We start from the raw sequence: 18653 nt of genomic DNA, 5'->3' as shown, positions 1-18653 counted from the left end.
TTCGCCTCCTCGAAGTATGCGCCGACCACCAGGGTTCGGGTGCTCCCGTTCGTAACGATTCAGGCGCCCGGATGGTCTGCGACCGACCCGGGCTCGATGGCGCCGTCGAGCCCGGGCCGGTCCCGGTCATGACGTGCTCGGAGCAACCGTGGCGCGCTCCGGCGCGAGGGCCTCGGCCAGCACCGTCCGCACGTCGTGCGGCTCGCGCCCGAGGACCTGGCTGACGCCGTCGGTCGGCCTCTCGTTGCGGCCGTCGAACACCTCGCGGCAGAGCTCGGTGAGCAGCGTCGCGGTCTCGGCCCCCGCCTCGGCCGCGACGGCGGCGTGGAAGTCGTCGAAGCCCATCGGCACGTAGCGGACGTCGCGCCCGGTGACCTCGGTGAGCAGCGCGGCCACCTCGGCCAGGGTGAGCGACTCCGGGCCGGTCACCTCGTACCGGCGGCCCGCGTGGCCCTCGCCGGTGAGCGCCTCGACGACCACGGCGGCGACGTCGTCGACGGAGACGAACGGTTCGCGCACGGCACCGGCGGCGAGCGCGAGCACCCCGGTCTGCACGGCGTTGTTCAGCATGCCCTCGGTGAAGTTCTCGGTGAACCAGCCGGCGCTCACGATGGTCGCGGGGATGCCGGACCCGAGCACGATCTCCTCGCAGCGTCGGGCGCCCTGCTCGCCGCGTCCGGAGAGCAGGACGATGTGCCGCACGCCGGCCGACCGGGCCACCTCGGTGAGCCGGGTGATCGTGACGTCCGCACCGGGCGCCGCGAGGTCCGGCACGTAGGTGACGTACAGGCGGTCGACGCCGTCGAGGGCGCGGGCCCAGCCGTCGGGCTGCTCCCAGTCGAACGGGAGGGCGGTGCCGCGGGCGAGCCGGCGGACCGCGTGGCCGCCGGCCTCGAGGAGGGCGGCGACGCGGCGCCCGGTCTTGCCGGTGGCGCCGATGACGGCGAAGGTCGTGGGGTCCGTGGAAAATGCGTTGGTGTCCATGCGTCCACCCTGGGCGCCGGTGCTCGGACGGAACAGCCCCGCCAGTCCGCAGTTCTGTGCCGTGCGTCCAGCACCGCGGACGTCCGGCAGATCGGCATGCCAGGCTGGACGCATGGTCAACACGCCACCCGGTCAGGCCGGCCTCGTCGGCGACGGCCTGCACCTGCTGCGCTTCACCGGGGCGCTGTACTGCCAGGCCGACCTCACGGCGCCGTGGGGCGTGGCGTTCCCCGCGATCGAGCCGTGCATGATGCTGCCGGTGGTGCTCGCCGGGCGGTGCGTCCTGGAGATCGGGGGCGAGCGGCACACCCTGGAGGCGGGCAGCGCCGCGCTGATCACCCGTGGTGCGCCGCACCGGCTGCTGAGCTCCGCCGACGCGCCGAGCACCGGACTCTTCGACATCCCCGTCGAACGGGTCGGCGAGACCTACGAACGCATGCGGTTCGGGGGCGGCGGCGAGCGCACGCAGATCGCCTACGCCGCGATGACCGTCGACGAGCCGCTCACCGCCCGGCTGGTCGCAGAGCTGCCCGACCTGATCCGGGTCGATGCCTGGGCCGGCGGCGAGCCGGGCGCGTTCGGGACGGTGCTGCGGCTGCTGGCCCATGAGGCGCAGACTCTGGAGCCGGGCGGTGAGGCGGTGATGACGAGGCTCGCCGACGTGCTCGTGATCCACGTGCTGCGCCGGTGGCTGAGCACGTCCGACGAGGCGCGCACCGGCTGGCTCGCCGCGTTGCGGGACCCGCACGTGGGCCGTGCGCTCAGCCGGCTGCACGCGCGGCCCGAGCACGCCTGGACCCTCGTGGAGCTCGCGCAGCAGGCGGGCATGTCGCGCTCGGCGTTCGCCGAGCGGTTCACCGCGCTCCTCGGCGAGCCGCCGATGCGGTACCTCGCCGGCTGGCGCCTGCAGCAGGCGCACACGGCGCTCACGACCACCACGGACCCGGTGGCCACGATCTCCCGCCGGGTGGGCTACGGCTCCGAGGCGGCGTTCGGGCGGGCCTTCAAGCGGCACCACGGGATGTCGCCCGGTGCGGTGCGCCGAGCGCGCCCGGCAGGGTCCCCTGGTTCGCTGCGGACGGCGGCGGACGCCGTGGACGGCGCTGTCGCCGTCGACGCCGGAGAGCGGCGGTAGCCTGCGGCCATGAACGAGCAGTCGGTCTACGGGTAGCGCTGTGCCGAGCGCAGGCCGCCGTATCGCAGGGTGGTGGCTCTGGGTCGTGCCGGCGGCCGTCCGCGCAGGTCACCGTTCGGTCAAGCCGCACTCAGTATGTGGCGGGCGTCACATGCGCGGAGGTACTGTCGCGGTCTCGACCGGATTTCGCCTCATATGGATCAACCTCTACCGGATCAACGATGATCGGAGACGGACATGACCCCCGCCCGACCCCGGAAGGTGGCCGCGTACGGCGCTGCGCTGGCCGGCCTCAGCCTCGTCCTGGCCGCATGTTCCTCTGGCGCTGACCCCGCCAGCTATCCGGAGGACGACATCGACGTGATCGTGCCGTTCTCCGCCGGCGGTCCCACCGACACGGTGACACGCATGATCGCCGAGCCCATGTCGGAGGACCTCGGCGTCCAGCTGGTCGTGCAGAACATCGACGGAGCGGGCGGCACCGTCGGTGCCGGCCAGGCCGCCACGTCCGACCCGGACGGCTACACCGTGCTCATGCACCACATCGGCATGTCCACCGCGCCGGCGCTCTACGAGGACCTCGCCTACGACCCGATCGCCGACTTCAAGCCGGTGGGCCTGGTCACCGAGGTGCCGATGACGATCATCGCGAGCTCCGACTTCGAGCCCGAGACGTTCGAGGAGTTCGTCACCTACGTCCAGGAGAACGCGGACACGGTCACGATGGCGCATGCCGGCGAGGGTTCCGCGTCCAACCTGTGCGGCCTCCTGCTGACCGACGCCCTCGGCGTCGAGGTCACCGCCGTCCCGTACGACGGGACCGGGCCCGCGATGGCCGAGCTGGTGGGTGGGCAGGTCGACTTCATGTGCGACCAGACCACGAACACGACGGGCCAGATCACGGCCGGGGAGGTCAAGGCCTACGCGGCGACGACACCGGAGCGGATCGAAGCGCTGCCGGACCTGCCCACCACCGCGGAGGGTGGCCAGCCGGACATCCAGGTGAGCGTGTGGCACGGCCTGTACGTCCCGGTCGAGACGCCTGACGAGGTGGTCACCACGCTGACGGAGTCGCTCAAGGTGGCGCTGGCCGACGAGAAGGTCATCGACCAGATGGCCGACCTCGGCACGGCCCCGGTGAGCGAGGACCAGGCCACCCCAGAGGCGCACGCCGCCCTGCTCGAGGAACAGACCGCGACCTGGGCCGACATCATCGGCGCCAGCCAGGGAGGCTGAGATCGGCGTTCTGCGGCCCCGCTCGACGAGCGACCTCGTCGCCGGCCTGGTCTTCCTCGGGCTCGGCGCGGCCTTCGCGATCGGCGCGCTCGGGTACGACCTCGGCTCGCTCCTCGAGATGGGGCCGGGATACGTGCCGCTCACCCTGGGGGTCGTGCTCGCGGCGCTCGGCCTCGCCACGGCGATCAAGGCGTACGTCGCACCCGACCCGGCCTCCGGTGAGGCGCCCACGGGCCCGGTGGCCGACGCCCCGGTACCCGCCCCGGTGTCGGACGCCGTCGTGTCCGACGGCCCGCTGACCGACGGCGGACCGGCCGACGCCGAGGAGCTCGACACGCGGCCCCTCGCCGGGATCCAGTGGCGCCCCACCGTGGGGGTGTTCGCAGCGGTGACCTTCTTCGCGCTCACCATCGACGGGCTGGGCCTGCTGCCCGCCACGTTCGGCACCGGGCTGCTCGCGGCGCTGGCCCGGCCCGGCACCAGGCTGGTGCGGGCGCTCGTCATCTCCGTCAGCCTGACGCTGGCGAGCTGGATCATCTTCGTCGTCCTGCTGCAGCTGCGCCTGGCGCTGTTCGGCGACTGGCTCGGCGGGTAGGGGGCGGCGATGGACCTGCTCGACAACCTCGCACTCGGGTTCTCCGAGGCGCTCCAATGGCACAACATCCTGTTCTGCCTGCTCGGCGTCGCGCTGGGCACCGCCGTCGGCGTGCTGCCAGGCATCGGCCCGACGGCGACCATCGCCCTGCTGCTGCCGATCACCTTCGGGTTCGACGACCCGACGTCGGCTCTCATCATGCTCGCAGGCATCTACTACGGCGCCCAGTACGGCGGGTCCACGACGGCGATCCTGCTCAACCTGCCGGGGGAGTCCTCGGCGGCCGTGACCGCCATCGACGGGCACCAGATGGCACGCGCCGGGCGGGCCGGCGTGGCGCTCGCGGTGGCCGCGCTCGGGTCGTTCGCCGCGGGGACCGTCGCGACCGTCGTGCTCGCGGTGGCCGCACCGCCGCTGGCCAGAGCCGCCACGTCGTTCGGTGCCGCCGAGTACTTCTCGCTGGTCGTGCTGGGCCTCATCGCGTCGATCGCGCTGGCGAGCGGGTCGACGCTCAAGGCGCTCGCGATGATCGTGCTCGGGATCCTGCTCGGCACGATGGGCCAGGACCTGTACACGGGGACGCCGCGCTTCACGTTCGGCGTGCGCGAGCTCTACCAGGGGCTGAGCTTCGTCGCCGTGGCCGTCGGCGTGTTCGGTATCGCCGAGATCCTGCGCAACCTGCACGACCCGCGCACCAGGACCCGCATGGTGAGCCGGGTGGCCAACCTCTGGCCGAGCAGGACAGAGCTGCGGCGCATCGTCGGCCCGGTGATCCGCGCGACGGGGCTCGGGTCGCTGCTCGGCGTGCTGCCCGGCGGCGGGCACGTGCTCGCCTCGTTCGCCTCCTACGCCGTCGAGAAGCGGGTCTCGCGGAACCCCGGCGAGTTCGGGCACGGGGCGATCGAGGGCGTGGCCGGACCGGAGTCGGCGAACAACGCGGCGGCGCAGACGTCGTTCATCCCGCTGCTGACGCTCGGCCTCCCCGCGCACCCGGTGATGGCGCTCATGGTCGGGGCGTTCATCATCCAGGGCATCACACCCGGTCCCGACGTCATGACCGAGCAGCCGGCCCTGGTCTGGGGCCTGATCGCGTCCATGTGGATCGGCAACGTGCTGCTGGTGCTGCTCAACCTGCCGCTCATCGGCCTGTGGGTGCGCATGCTGTCGGTGCCCTACTCGGTGCTGTTCCCGGTCATCGTGGTGTTCGCCTGCATCGGGACGTACTCGCTGGGGCAGAACCCGTACCACGTGTTCGCGGTGGCGGTCTTCGGCGTGCTGGGCTTCGTGCTGGTGCGGTCCGGGTGCGAGCCGGCACCGCTGCTCCTCGGGTTCGTCCTCGGGCCGCTGCTCGAGGAGAATCTGCGCCGCGCCATGCTCATCTCGCGGGGTGACCCGACGGTGTTCGTCACGCGCCCCATCTCGGGGGTGCTGCTGGGGCTCGCGGTGCTCGCGCTGGTGGTGGCCGTGCTGCCGGCGATCCGGCGCAAGCGGGACGTGGTGTTCGCCGAGGACGAGTAGCCGGCCGGGCTCAGACCGTGAGCAGGCCCCGGGCCAGGGCGGTGACCGCGCCGGCGACGGCGACCGTCAGCGCGACCCGAGCCGCGACCCGGGCCGGGATCCGGCGCGCCAGCAGGGTGCCGAGGCCCACCCCGCCGAGCACGGCGACGAGCAGCACGGGCCAGACCCACCATGCGGGCATCGTGCCGGCAGGGATCGCGCCGAAGCCGAGCTTGGTGGCGACCGACATGGTGTTCATGACGATGAGGAGCGGCTGCAGGGTCGCGGCGAACGAGCGGTGGTCCCAGCGGGTGGCCAGGGCGTACGCGGTCCAGGCCGGCGCGGCGACACCCGACGTCGTGTTCATGAACCCGGCCGCGAGGCCGGTCACCACTGCGACGGAGCGGCCCTTGATCCGGACGCGGCGACGGAGCACCGCCGACGCCGCCAGCGCGGCGAGCACCGACCCGCCGACGATGACGTCCAGCCAGGCGGAGTCGGCCTCCCGCACCGTGAGCGCGCCGAGCGCGGACCCCACGAGCATGAGCGGCAGGATCGTGACGACGCGCCGCCAGTCCACCCGGTCCCGCAGTGCCCGCAGGATGAGCAGGGCGGTGACGATCGCCGCCACGTTGCTGACCAGCACGCCCACCGACGCGCCGAGGAGCACCGTGAGCACGGGCGCCGCCACCATCCCGAGGCCCATCCCGGCCACGCGCTGCAGCCCGGCCCCGAGTACGACGGCGGCACAGGCTGCGATCAGGGCCGTCGTCTCCACGCCGTCACGCTATCCGACGTCAAACGTAGGCCGGGTCGCTCTCACAGCGCTCATAGAGCGACCAGACCTACGTTCGACGCCGGGGGCCGGGGGCCGGGGGCCGGGGGCCGGGGGCCGGGGGCCGGGGCCGGCGGCTGGGTCAGGCGCTGACGTTGTCGTCGTAGTCGACGTCGCGCGTCTCCCGCTCCAGGAGCAGCGCGACGAGCGTGATGACCCCCATCGCGGCGAGGTAGATGCCGACGAGGACCGGCGAGCCGTCGGCCTTCGCCCAGAGCCACACCGCGATGAACGGCGCCAGCGCCGCGCCGAGCACCGACGACAGGTTGTACGCGACCGCTGAGCCGGTGTAGCGCACGTTGGCAGGGAACAGCTCGGGCAGGACGGCGGCCATCGGGCCGAAGGTGAGGCCCATGAGCGTGAAGCCGATGATCAGCAGGCTCTGCACGCCGATGTGGCCGGCGGAGAACAGCGGCACCCAGACGCCGCCGAACAGCACGATCGCGACCGTGACCCAGATGAGGTGCGCGCGGCGGCCGAACTTCTCCGCCATCGGCCCTGAGACCAGCGTGAAGATGCCGAAGAAGACGACGCCGATGATCAGCATCCAGAGGAAGTCGATCTTCTCGTAGCCGAGACCAGCGGGGGAGCCGTCGGTGGGGTCCGTCGGGGCGATGCCGTAGTTCAGCGTGAACGTCGTCATCAGGTAGAACAGCGCGTACGTGGCCAGCATGATGAACGTGCCGGACACGATCTGCTTCCACGACGTGCGGAACACGCGGGCCACCGGCATCTTCGCGACGGCGGAGGCCTCGACCACCTTGCGGAACGCGGGCGTCTCGAGCAGCGACAGCCGCACCCACAGGCCGACGATCACGAGGATCGCGGACGCGAGGAACGGGATGCGCCAGCCCCAGGTGGCGAACTGCTCCGGCGTGAGGGCGCTCGACAGGGAGATGAACACCGTGTTGGCAAGAATGAAACCGATGGGTGCGCCCAGCTGCGGGAACGTGCCGTAGATGGCCCGCTTGCCCGGGGGCGCGTTCTCCGTCGCCAGCAGCGCGGCGCCGCTCCACTCGCCACCGAGCCCGAGCCCCTGGCAGAACCGGCACAGCACGAGCACGGCCGGCGCGGCCACTGCCCAGCCGGGCGTCGACGCCGCGGGGATGAGCCCGATCAGGACCGTCGCGATCCCCATCGTGAGCAGCGACGCCACGAGGGTCGCCTTGCGGCCGACGCGGTCGCCGAAGTGGCCGAACAGCACCGAGCCGAGCGGCCGGGCGACGAACGCGACGCCGAACACGGCGAAGGACGACAGGAGCTGGGTGGTGGGGTCCTCGGCGTTCGGGAAGAACAGCGCGGGGAACACCAGCGAGGCCGCTGTGGCATAGATGTAGAAGTCGTAGAACTCGATGGACGTACCGATGAGGGACGCGACGACGACGCGGCCCCTGGGGTTGCCGGCCGGCGGCGCGCCCTGCTCGCCGGCGGCGGTTCCGGCGGTCGGTGATGCGGAGGTGCTCATGGCGGGGACATTAAGCAGCCTGTCCGCGATTCGGGAAGCGCGTCTCATTTCGTGGACAGGCCCTTGACGTAGGCTGCGTCGCGGCTTCGCACGAGTGTTGGCGGAACCTGGCGTGTCGTGCTGCGACGGGGTGCTTCACGAGTGAAGGTGTAGTGAACGGTGAATACTCCCGTCCGTGCGCATGTTGGCACGACCGGCGGTGGGGGACAGGGTAAGGATCGACCGGGCGCCCCTCAGTCATCTGAGTCCGGCCCCGCCATCGGAAAACCATCATCGGAACGAACGAGACGACGACGAGCATATGAACGATCTGCTGTATGTGAACGGCGGCACCCCACTGAACGGGACCATCACCGTTCGAGGCGCAAAGAACTTCGTGTCGAAGTCCATGGTGGCTTCCCTGTTGGGGGAGACCCCCAGTGTGCTGCGGAACGTACCGCAGATCCGTGACGTCAAGGTCGTCTCGGGGCTCCTGGACCTGCACGGTGTGAACGTCAAGTACGACACCGACGCGGGCATCCTCGACCTCGACCCGTCCAACGTGGAGGCGGCCCACGTGGCCGACATCGACGCCCACGCGGGGTCCAGCCGCATCCCGATCCTCTTCTGCGGGCCGCTGCTGCACCGGCTCGGCGAGGCGTTCATCCCCGACCTGGGCGGTTGCCGCATCGGCGACCGGCCGATCAACTACCACCTCGACATCCTGCGCCAGTTCGGCGCCGTCGTCGACAAGCGGGCAGGCGGCATCCACCTGCGCGCGCCGCGCCGCCTGCAGGGCACCAAGATCTCCCTGCCCTACCCGTCGGTGGGCGCGACGGAGCAGACGCTGCTCACGGCAGTGCGCGCGGACGGCATCACCGAGCTCTCGGGCGCGGCGATAGAACCAGAGATCATGGACCTCATCGCCGTCCTCCAGAAGATGGGCGCCATCATCTCGGTCGACACCGACCGCGTGATCCGCATCGAGGGCGTCGACCGCCTCGATGGCTACACCCACACCGCCCTGAACGACCGGATCGAGACCGCGTCCTGGGCCTCGGCGGCCCTCGCCACCGGCGGGGACATCACCGTCAAGGGCGCCACCCAGCCCGAGATGATGACCTTCCTCAACACGTTCCGGAAGGTCGGCGGCCGGTTCGAGGTGCAGGACGACGGCATCCGCTTCTGGCACGCCGGCGGCCAGCTCAAGTCGATCGTGCTCGAGACCGACGTGCACCCCGGGTTCATGACCGACTGGCAGCAGCCCCTCGTCGTCGCGCTCACGCAGGCCACCGGCCTGTCGATCGTGCACGAGACGGTGTACGAGAACCGCTTCGGGTTCACCGACGCCCTGCGCAAGATGGGCGCGACGATCCAGGTCTACAAGGAGTGCCTGGGGGGTCGCGACTGCCGGTTCGGCCAGCGCAACTTCCACCACTCCGCCGTCGTCTCCGGCCCGACGCCGCTCTCCGCCGCCGACATCGAGGTCCCGGACCTGCGCGGCGGCTTCTCGCACCTCATCGCGGCGCTCGCGGCCAACGGCCGGTCCACGGTGCGCGGCATCGGACTGATCGACCGCGGCTACGAGAACTTCCAGGAGAAGCTGGAAGCCCTGGGCGCGGACGTGGCCCGAGCCTGACAGCAGTGTGGTGAGTGCGACCGTTGCGCCCGAACCGGGCAGGTAGGCGCAACGGTCGCGCCCACGACCGAGGGTGGGCGTCGTGGGCGGCTGAGCCGAGTATTGTTCTGGACCGTGTCCATCCCACGCCCTGAGTCACGCATGTATCGCTTCATCGCGTTCATCGTGCGGAACCTCATGTTCGCGCTGTGCAGGTACGACTGGAAGGGCGGGGAGAACTTCCCGGCCAAGGGCGGGTTCATCGCCGCGGCGAACCACGTCACCGAGCTCGACGCACTGACCCTGGCGCACTACCTCTTCGACAACGGCAGGGAGCCGCGCATCCTGGCCAAGCGCGGCCTGTTCACCTCGCCGCTGACGGGCTGGGCCCTGCGGGGCACCAAGATGATCCCCGTTGACCGTGAGTCGGCCAAGGCCACCGAGTCGCTGCAGAACGCGGCGAGCCAGCTCGGCGACGGCGCCTGCGTGGCGATCCTGCCGGAGGGCACGCTGACGCGGGACCCCGACTACTGGCCGATGGAGGGCAAGACCGGTGTGGCCCGCATCGCCCTGACGACGCGCCTGCCGGTGCTCCCGGTCGCCCAGTGGGGGGTCACCGAGATCATGCCGCGGTACGGCCGCCTGCGCTGGCCGTACCCCCGCAAGACGGTGACGATCCAGACCGGCCCGCCCGTGGACCTGAGCGACCTGTACGACCGGCCCCAGGACACCGCGACCCTGCGCGAGGCCACGAGCCGCATCATGGACGCCATCACCGCCGAGCTGGAGCAGATCCGTGGCGAGGTGGCTCCCAAGCACCGGTTCGACCTGCGCAAGCACCCCGAGTACGAGGCCAAGATGACTACCTACCCCCCGGTGGAGCGCCCGTGAGCGCGGCCACGTCCACCGCCCCGACCAAGGTCGCCGTGCTCGGCGCCGGCTCGATGGGCACCACGTTCGCCATGGTCCTGGCCGACGCCGGCTGCGACGTCACCCTCTGGGGCCGCGACGCCGCCGTGCTCGACGCCGTCGACCGGACGCACCGCAACGAGAAGTACCTGCCGGGGGTGCAGCTGCCCGCCATGCACGGCACGACCGACCCGGCGGTCGCGCTCCGCGGCGCGTCGATCGTGGTGGTGTCGGTGCCGTCCCAGGTGGCGCGCGCGACCCTGGAGTCGATGAAGAGCCTGGTGCACGAGCTGGCGGCGCCGGACGCCGTGGTCGTCTCCCTGATGAAGGGCGTCGAGCTCGGCACGGACAAGCGCATGAGCCAGGTCATGGCGGAGGTGCTGGACCTGCCGGACGAGCGGGTCGCCGTCGTCTCCGGGCCCAACCTGGCACCTGAGATCGCGGAGCGGCAGCCGACGGCGACCGTGGTCGCCTCGCGCAGCGAGGCCACCGCGCAGCTGGTCGCCTCCGCATGCTCGACCGGCTACTTCCGCCCCTACACGAACACCGACGTGGTCGGCGTGGAGCTGTGCGGCGCGGTGAAGAACATCATCGCGCTCGCGGCGGGCATGGCCCAGGGCCGCGGCTTCGGCTGGAACACGCTGGCCACGCTGATCACGCGAGGGCTCGTGGAGATCACGCGCCTCGGTCTCGCGCTGGGGGCCGACGCCGCCACGTTCGCAGGGCTGGCCGGCATGGGCGACCTGACGGCGACGTGCGCGTCGCCGCTGTCCCGCAACCACCGGCTCGGCAAGCACGTCGGCGAGGGGCTCACCCTCGAGGAGGCCATCGCAGCGACCGGTGGCACCGCGGAGGGCGTCAAGTCGTCGCAGTCGGTGCTGGAGCTGGCCCGCGCCCACGACGTCGAGATGCCGATCACGGCGGGCGTCGTGGACGTGCTGGCCGGCAAGCTGCCCCTGTCCGAGCTCGCGGCGGCGCTGCTCGCGCGGCCCCAGAAGTCCGAGGTCGCCGGCTGACGGCACCCGCCGTCCGTCAATGCTGGACGTCGACGACGACGCGCGTCGGGTTCTCCAGGAGGAACACGCGGAACGGCTGCTTGCCGTCGTCGATCCCGGCGAACGCGGTCGTGTACCCCTCGAACCAGTAGCGGTACACGATCTCGTCCACCGACTCCAGGTCGTCGGGCTCGAGGCGCTCGCGGGAGAACTCCTCGACGCCGCTGTCCGTCGGCGCCGCCGTGCCGGACAGCGACACCCGCAGGATCGCCTCGCCGTCGACCTGGACGGCGTGCCCGGAGCCGTCGTCGGACGCCTGGTCCACGTACTCGACGCGCCAGCCGGGCGTGCCGCTGCCCGTGCCGTCGAGGTCGAACACGATGCGGTCGTAGCCGTCGTGCTCGGCGACGCGGAGGTTCGTGACCGACAGGAACGTCTCGCCCTCGCCCGTCGGCTCAGCGGTGTCGGGCCTCGTGTTCGCGGGGAACGGCGGGCCGGTGGCGACCTCGGTCGCCGAGGCGGCCGGCTCGGGCGCGTCGTCCGCGTCGTCCGCGTCGTCGGAGTCGTCGTCGTCGGAGTCGTCGTCCGAGCCGTCGTCACCTGAACCGCCGTCGGCGGGCGGCGAGGCTGCGGCCGGGTCCGAGGCGACGGGCGCGGGGCTGGACAGGCCCACCCCCGGTTCCTCCGAGCTCGGTGCGCCGCTGGTGCACCCGGCCAGCAGCAAGGCGGCGACCGCTGCCAGGGCAGCGGCTGTCGAGGCTGTGCGATGTCCGGCTCGTCCCATGTTTCCAGCGTAGAGCCTGTCGTGCGCCGTGGCTGGTCACGGGTCGATCGATGCCCTGCCCCGACCCGGTCGAAACCAGGGCCGACAACATCGGAGCGGTCAGCACTCTTGACTTGTGAGACATGTGATGTACTACATTTACCTCACGTAGTTCGACTCACTGGCGAGCCCGAACGAGGAAGGTTGCGATGAATCCGATCACGCGAAGAGATCTCCTACGCACCACAGGCCTGACCGCGGGTGCTATCGCCCTCACCGGTCACGCTCCGGCCAACGCGGAGGCCACCCCGAGCGGGGACCCCGACGCGCCGGAGACCAACCCCATGCAGCTCTGGTACACCGCCCCGGCGGCCGAATGGCTGGAGGCGCTTGCCGTCGGCAACGGCCGGGTCGGCGCCATGGTGTTCGGTGGCGTCGCCGCCGAGACGCTCATGCTGAACGAGGACACCGTGTGGGCAGGCGGGCCGCACGACTACGCCGACCCGCGCGGGAGCGAGGCTCTCCCGGAGATCCGGCGGCTGATCGACGAGGAGAAGTGGGGCGAGGCCCAGAAGCTGGCCGACGAGCGGTTCATGGGCCGGCCGACCGAGCAGATGCAGTACCAGCCGGTCGGGGACCTGCACCTCGACTTTCCTGACCTGACCGGCGAGATCACGGAGTACCGCAGGTCACTCGACCTGACCACGGCCATCACCACGACGACCTTCGTGGTCGACGGCGTACGCCACACGCGGGAGATCTTCAGCAGCCACGCCCACCAGGTGCTCGTCGCCCGGTTCACCGCCGACGCGCCGGGGGCGATCTCCTTCGACGGGCGGTACGAGTCGCTCCAGGAGACGTCGACGCACGCGCACGACGCCCGAACGCTCGCCCTCGAGGGCCGCAGCGGTGAGGCAGAGGGCCTCGAGGGGAAGGTGCGCTTCGTCAGCCTGGCCCGAGCCGTGGCCGAGGGCGGGAGCGTCACCTGCGGTGCCACGCGGCTGCGGGTCCGCGGCGCGGACGCCGTCACGCTGGTGGTCTCCATCGGGACGAGCCACCGGAACTACCTCGATGTCAGCGGCGACCACTTCGCCAAGGCGGTGGAGCCGCTGGAGCAGACGCCGGTGCAGGGCTACGGGCTCCTGCGGCGGGCGCACGTGCGCGACTACCAGGAGATGTTCGGCCGGGTCGACATCGACCTCGGCACCTCACCGTCCGTCGACCTGCCGACCAACGAGCGGGTCATCGCCTTCCGGGACGGACAGGACCCGCAGCTCGCGGCGCTGTACTACCAGTTCGGCCGCTACCTGCTGATCTCCAGCTCCCGTTCCCCCGGCCAGCCGGCCAACCTCCAGGGCCTGTGGAACGACAAGATGCTCCCGCCGTGGCAGTCCAAGTACACCCTGAACATCAACTGCGAGATGAACTACTGGCCCGCCGGTCCGGCGAACCTCGCCGAGTGCTGGCAGCCGCTGTTCGCGATGATCGAGGAGCTCGCAGAGTCCGGAGCCCGGACCGCCAAGAAGATGTGGGGCGCCAAGGGCTGGGTCGCGCACCACAACACCGACCTCTGGCGCGGCTCCGCACCGGTGGACTTCGCGTACTACGGCGTCTGGCCCACCGGGGGTGCCTGGCTGTCGCTGCTCTTCTGGGAGCACTACGAGTACACGGGCGACCTGGACACGCTGCGCGAGTACTTTCCCGTCCTGCGCGGAGCGGTGGAGTTCTTCCTCGACACGCTGGTCCAGGACGAGGCGACCGGCTACCTCGTGACGAACCCCTCGCACTCCCCGGAGATCAAGCACCACGAGATCGACGGCGAGAGCGTGAGCATCTGTGCGGGCCCGACCATGGACATGCAGATCCTGCGGGACCTGTTCACAGCGTTCGACAAGGCCTGCTCCGTGCTCGGCCAGGACCGCGTCATGGCCGCCCAGGCGATCGCAGCGCGCGACCAGCTGCCGCCCAACCAGATCGGCCACCTCGGTCAGCTCCAGGAGTGGCTGATCGACTGGGAGGAGGCTGCCACGGAGATCAGCCGGCACGTCTCGCACCTGTGGGGCGTGTTCCCCAGCGACCAGATCACCCCGCGGCGCACCCCGGAGCTCGCCGCGGCGGCGGACCGCTCGCTCGAGCTGCGCGGACCGGCGGTGACGGCCGGCTGGTCGCTCGCCTGGAAGATGAACATCCGTGCGCGGCTGCTCCAGGCCGACGGCGTCTACACCCACCTCACCCAGCTGCTCTCGAGCGGCCGGACCGCGCCGAACCTGTTCGACCTGCACCCGCCGTTCCAGATCGACGGGAACTTCGGGGGAACCTCGGCGATCAACGAGACGATCATGCAGAGCCACTCGGGCGAGGTCTGGCTGCTGCCGTGCGTGCCGGACGCCTGGCCTGCGGGCAAGGTCCGCGGGCTGCGTGCCCGTGGCGCCTTCGAGCTCTCCATCACGTGGACCGAAGGACGCCTCCGGACAGCCAGGATCCAGTCGCTGGCCGGCAACACCATCCGGCTGCGCACCGACCTGCCCGTCCGGGTGTCCGGCCCCGGCGGCCCGGTCGACGTCGAGCGACCTGGGGACGGGCTCGCCGTCTTCGAGACGCGGCGCGGGGCCACCTACGTGGTCGAGCCGCTGACCTGACCGCTCACCGGGGCCGGTCACCGAACCGGCAGCCCAGACCACCCGCAGGACCCGCACCCACGAAAGGACACCGATGTCCAGACAATGGATTCGGAACAGTACCGTCGCTGTTGCCGCGCTGAGCCTGGTGGCCACCACCATGGCCGGTGGAGGGATCGCCTTCGACCGCCTCGCGAGCGCCGTGACCTCCGGCGCCTGCCCGCAGCTCTACGTCTCGCCCACAGGGGACGATCAGGGCAAGGGCTCGCAGGCCGACCCGTGGCAGACGGTCGCCAAGGCCCGTGACCACATCCGCGAGCTGGGCCTCAACAGCGAGAACCGCATGAAGTGCGACATCACGGTGAACCTCGCGGCGGGCGAGTACCCCGTCACCGAGACCATCGAGTTCACGGAGCAGGACTCCGGCGGCGGTGGCCACCAGGTCGTGTACCGCAGCGCGGACGGCCCGGGGAAGGCCAACTTCGTCGGCGCGGAGGAGATCACCGGCTGGGAGCCGCACCAGGACGGCATCTACAAGGCGAAGGTGGACCCCGGTCAGTCGTTCCACACGCTGTTCGAGGACGGCAAGCGGTCCGAGATGGCGCGGTACCCGAACCGCACGTCGGAGGACACGCACGCCCCCTACCTGTTCTCCGTGCTCGGTGAGCCGGAGAAGGAGGCAGTGCGCTCGTGGCTCTACTGGGAGGACGGCGACTGGGACCCGGCCTGGGACGACACCCCCGAGGGCAACCCGCTCAAGGATGCCCAGGTCACCGTGTGGTCGGGCGGCTCGTGGAGCTGGTTCACCGACACCGTCCCGATCATCGGCCAGGACTACCGCAAGAACTTCGCCACCCTTCAGCACTGGACGCGCTACGCGATGGTGAACAGCCGGAGCGGCTCGCGCTACTACCTCCAGAACGCCATGGCGTTCCTCGACAAGCCGGGCGAGTACTACGTGGACCGGGACGCGGGCGAGCTGTACTACATCCCGCGCGGTGACATCGACGACGTCACCATCATGCGACCGACCGTCGCGAAGATGATCGACGTGAAGGGTGCCTCGCCCGAGGACCGGGCGCACGACATCACCTTCGACGGCATCGGCGTGCAGTACTCCGACTTCGTCGACTGGTACCGGGCGGGCTGGATCAGCGCGGGCGACTCGGGCGAGGTGCACAAGTACCCCGAGTACGACCGGCAGATCGAGATGCCTCGCCACCGGTTCGGCGCCATCACGCTGGAGAACACGAGCAACATCACGCTCACGGGTACGCATCTTCGCGACACCGGGTTCCACGGCGTCTATGCCCTGTTCGCGAATGACAACCTGACCGTCGAGGACTCGCTCCTGGAGAACCTCGGTGCCGACGGCATCAAGGTCGAGGGCGGCTGGCCGGGGGAAGGGGACCTGTCCCACGACCACACGTTCCGGAACCTCTACATCCACCACGTGGGCGAGCTGGTCCCTGGCGACGCTGCGGGGATCGAGCTGATGAGCACGGGCAACAACACGGTCGAGCACGTCCACGTCCGGAACTCGTCGCGCTACGGCATCAGCCTGGAGTCCCGGCCGGAGGTCGTCGACGGCGACCAGTACACGGACAACAACACGTTCCGGTACATCCGGCTCGAGGAGGCCGGTCTGGACTCGGGCGACATGGGGGCGTTCTACACCTACGGCGTCGCCAACCAGGAGCCCCACCCGATCAAGAACACGGTGGACCAGATGGTCATCGGGGACGTGATCCCCGACCCCGCAGGGGCGATGCCGGACAGCGGCACCCGCGGCGTCCACATGGACGCCGGTGGCTGTGGCTTCTCGTTCAGCAACATCGAGGTGGGCGAGACGACCGACCAGTCGTACCAGTCCTACCAGTGCAACGAGGTCGCCAACGGCAACTGGGAGGACGACTTCGACCCGGCCCAGATGGAGTACGACCTGATCGGTGTCACCGACACCTTCCCTTACCCCGTCCCGGAGGACTGATCTCCGCGAACGGGCTGTAACTCGGTGGCGGGGAGCCCCGTCGCGGGCTCCTCGCCACCGTTCCGTTCGACCGACTTCCGTTCGACCAACCGAGAGGACGACGATGTCCAGACAATGGATCCGGAACGGCACAGTGGCGGTCGCCGCGCTGAGCCTGGTCGCCACGATGACCGGCGGGGGGATCGCCTTCGACCGCCTCACCAGCGTCGTGACCTCCGGCGCCTGCCCGCAGCTCTACGTCTCCCCGTCCGGGGACGACCAGGGCAAGGGAACGGCAGACGACCCGTGGCAGACGATCACCAGGGCCCGTGACCACATCCGGGAGAAGGGCCTCAACGGCGAGGGCCGCATGAAGTGCGACGTCACGGTGAACCTCGCGGCGGGCGAGTACCCCGTCACCGAGACCGTCGAGTTCACGGAGCAGGACTCGGGCGAGGGCGGGCACCAGGTCGTGTACCGCAGCGCGGACGGCCCGGGGAAGGCCAACTTCGTCGGCGCGGAGGAGATCACCGGCTGGGAGCCCCACGAGGACGGCATCTACAAGGCGAAGGTCGACGGCGACACGCCCTTCCACACCCTCTTCGTCGACGAGGAGCGGGCCACGACGGCGCGTCACCCGAACCGGACGTCTGAGGACACCCACGCGCCTTACCTGTTCTCGCGGCTCATCGAGCCGGAGAAGGAAGGGGTCCGTGACCAGATCGGCTACAACCCCGGCGAGTGGGACGAGTCGGCCGACCTGCGCTCGTACACGAGCTGGCCGGCACAGGTGACGATCTGGTCCGGCGGCTCGTGGAGCTGGTTCACCGACACCGTGCCGATCAAGAACGCCGACACCGCGGACAGCGACAACAAGCTCATCCTGGACCACTGGACCCGGTACGCGATGATCAACAGCCGCAGCGGGTCGCGCTACTTCCTGCAGAACTCCCTCAGCTTTCTCGACCAGGCGGGGGAGTACTACCTCGACCACGAGGCCGGCGAGGTGTACTACAAGCCGCACGGTGACATCGACGACGTCACGGTCATGCGGCCGACGGTCGCCAAGGTCATCGACGTCAAGGGCGCGTCGCCGGAGAAGCGGGCGCACGACATCACCTTCGACGGCATCGGCGTGCAGTACTCCGACTACCTCGGCTGGTACCGCTCCGGGTGGATCAGCGCGGGCGACTCGGGCGACGTGCACAAGTACCCGGAGTACGACCGGCAGATCGAGATGCCGCGCAACCGGTTCGGCGCCATCACCCTGGAGAACACCAGCAACATCACGCTCACCGGGGCGCATCTCCGCGACACCGGCTACCACGCCGTCTACGCGCTGTTCGCCAACGACAACCTGACCGTCGAGGACAGCCTCCTGGAGAACCTCGGTGCCGACGGCATCAAGGTCGAGGGCGGCTGGCCGGGGGAAGGGGACCTGTCCCACGACCACACGTTCCGGAACCTCTACATCCACCACGTGGGCGAGCTGGTCCCTGGCGACGCTGCGGGGATCGAGCTGATGAGCACGGGCAACAACACGGTCGAGCACGTCCACGTCCGGAACTCGTCGCGCTACGGCATCAGCCTGGAGTCCCGGCCGGAGGTCGTCGACGGCGACCAGTACACGGACAACAACACGTTCCGGTACATCCGGCTCGAGGAGGCCGGTCTGGACTCGGGCGACATGGGGGCGTTCTACACCTACGGCGTCGCCAACCAGGAGCCCCACCCGATCAAGAACACGGTGGACCAGATGGTCATCGGGGACGTGATCCCCGACCCCGCAGGGGCGATGCCGGACAGCGGCACCCGCGGCGTCCACATGGACGCCGGCGGGTGCGGCTTCTCGTTCAGCAACATCGAGGTGGGCGAGACGACCGACCAGTCGTACCAGTCCTACCAGTGCAACGAGGTCGCCAACGCCGACTGGGAGGACGGCTTCGACCCCGCGCAGATGGAGTACGACCTCATCGGCGTCACCGACGCGTTCCCGTACCCGGTCCCGGAGGACTGACCAGGGCACGTCGGCCGCGATCGGCTGAGCACTCGCGG

14 protein-coding genes are annotated in these 18653 nt (G+C 70.4%); 10 read left to right on the top strand and 4 right to left on the bottom strand.

Going from position 1 to position 18653, the window contains the following annotated elements; translation table 11 throughout:
• Positions 1 to 126 precede the first annotated feature (126 nt).
• On the bottom strand, positions 127 to 984 hold the full coding sequence (locus ACFS27_RS04890) for an NmrA family NAD(P)-binding protein (protein ID WP_377180720.1): 858 nt from the start codon (positions 982 to 984) through the stop codon (positions 127 to 129).
• Between the two features lie 112 nt (positions 985 to 1096).
• Here ACFS27_RS04890 and ACFS27_RS04885 point away from each other — a divergent pair, with 112 nt between their 5' ends.
• The 4 genes from ACFS27_RS04885 to ACFS27_RS04870 all read left to right on the top strand — a co-directional run bounded on the left by ACFS27_RS04885 (position 1097) and on the right by ACFS27_RS04870 (position 5468).
• Positions 1097 to 2119: an AraC family transcriptional regulator gene (locus ACFS27_RS04885; protein WP_377180719.1), complete on the top strand. Its 1023-nt coding sequence runs from the start codon at positions 1097 to 1099 to the stop codon at positions 2117 to 2119.
• Between the two features lie 237 nt (positions 2120 to 2356).
• Complete coding sequence (locus ACFS27_RS04880) at positions 2357 to 3355, top strand: tripartite tricarboxylate transporter substrate-binding protein (RefSeq protein ID WP_377180718.1); 999 nt, start codon at positions 2357 to 2359, stop codon at positions 3353 to 3355.
• 1 nt (position 3356) lies between these two features.
• Positions 3357 to 3950, top strand: coding sequence for a tripartite tricarboxylate transporter TctB family protein (locus tag ACFS27_RS04875; RefSeq protein WP_377183597.1), 594 nt, complete (start codon positions 3357 to 3359; stop codon positions 3948 to 3950).
• A gap of 9 nt (positions 3951 to 3959) precedes the next feature.
• On the top strand, positions 3960 to 5468 hold the full coding sequence (locus ACFS27_RS04870; RefSeq protein ID WP_377180717.1) for a tripartite tricarboxylate transporter permease: 1509 nt from the start codon (positions 3960 to 3962) through the stop codon (positions 5466 to 5468).
• 10 nt (positions 5469 to 5478) lie between these two features.
• Here ACFS27_RS04870 and ACFS27_RS04865 read toward each other — a convergent pair whose 3' ends face one another.
• The gene (locus ACFS27_RS04865) at positions 5479 to 6225 is read right to left on the bottom strand and encodes a TSUP family transporter (protein ID WP_377180716.1); all 747 of its coding nucleotides are present in this window, start codon (positions 6223 to 6225) and stop codon (positions 5479 to 5481) included.
• A gap of 139 nt (positions 6226 to 6364) precedes the next feature.
• Positions 6365 to 7747, bottom strand: coding sequence for an MFS transporter (locus ACFS27_RS04860; RefSeq protein ID WP_377180714.1), 1383 nt, complete (start codon positions 7745 to 7747; stop codon positions 6365 to 6367).
• A 301-nt stretch (positions 7748 to 8048) separates the two neighbouring features.
• Here ACFS27_RS04860 and murA point away from each other — a divergent pair, with 301 nt between their 5' ends.
• The 3 genes from murA (at position 8049) to ACFS27_RS04845 (ending at position 11269) form a co-directional block, all read left to right on the top strand.
• Positions 8049 to 9365 carry a UDP-N-acetylglucosamine 1-carboxyvinyltransferase gene (murA, locus tag ACFS27_RS04855; RefSeq protein ID WP_377180713.1) on the top strand — a complete coding sequence of 439 codons (1317 nt, stop codon included), beginning with the start codon at positions 8049 to 8051 and terminating at the stop codon, positions 9363 to 9365.
• 141 nt (positions 9366 to 9506) lie between these two features.
• Positions 9507 to 10235, top strand: coding sequence for a lysophospholipid acyltransferase family protein (locus tag ACFS27_RS04850; protein WP_377180712.1), 729 nt, complete (start codon positions 9507 to 9509; stop codon positions 10233 to 10235).
• Complete coding sequence (locus ACFS27_RS04845) at positions 10232 to 11269, top strand: NAD(P)H-dependent glycerol-3-phosphate dehydrogenase (protein WP_377180711.1); 1038 nt, start codon at positions 10232 to 10234, stop codon at positions 11267 to 11269. Before ACFS27_RS04850 ends, ACFS27_RS04845 begins: the two co-directional genes overlap by 4 nt.
• Before the next feature lie 16 nt (positions 11270 to 11285).
• Here the strand turns inward: ACFS27_RS04845 and ACFS27_RS04840 are convergent, their stop codons facing one another.
• Positions 11286 to 12032, bottom strand: a complete 747-nt coding sequence (locus ACFS27_RS04840) for an AMIN-like domain-containing (lipo)protein (protein WP_377180710.1) — start codon at positions 12030 to 12032, stop codon at positions 11286 to 11288.
• A gap of 188 nt (positions 12033 to 12220) precedes the next feature.
• Here ACFS27_RS04840 and ACFS27_RS04835 point away from each other — a divergent pair, with 188 nt between their 5' ends.
• The 3 genes from ACFS27_RS04835 (at position 12221) to ACFS27_RS04825 (ending at position 18615) form a co-directional block, all read left to right on the top strand.
• The gene (locus ACFS27_RS04835; RefSeq protein ID WP_377180709.1) at positions 12221 to 14650 is read left to right on the top strand and encodes a glycoside hydrolase family 95 protein; all 2430 of its coding nucleotides are present in this window, start codon (positions 12221 to 12223) and stop codon (positions 14648 to 14650) included.
• A 127-nt stretch (positions 14651 to 14777) separates the two neighbouring features.
• Complete coding sequence (locus ACFS27_RS04830) at positions 14778 to 16619, top strand: right-handed parallel beta-helix repeat-containing protein (RefSeq protein ID WP_377180708.1); 1842 nt, start codon at positions 14778 to 14780, stop codon at positions 16617 to 16619.
• Between the two features lie 103 nt (positions 16620 to 16722).
• Positions 16723 to 18615, top strand: coding sequence for a right-handed parallel beta-helix repeat-containing protein (locus ACFS27_RS04825; RefSeq protein ID WP_377180707.1), 1893 nt, complete (start codon positions 16723 to 16725; stop codon positions 18613 to 18615).
• Positions 18616 to 18653 lie beyond the last annotated feature (38 nt).

Origin of the sequence: Promicromonospora vindobonensis, from assembly GCF_042685865.1 — a bacterium.
Classification (GTDB): domain Bacteria; phylum Actinomycetota; class Actinomycetes; order Actinomycetales; family Cellulomonadaceae; genus Promicromonospora; species Promicromonospora vindobonensis.
This window is presented reverse-complemented; position numbering and strand designations above follow the sequence as displayed.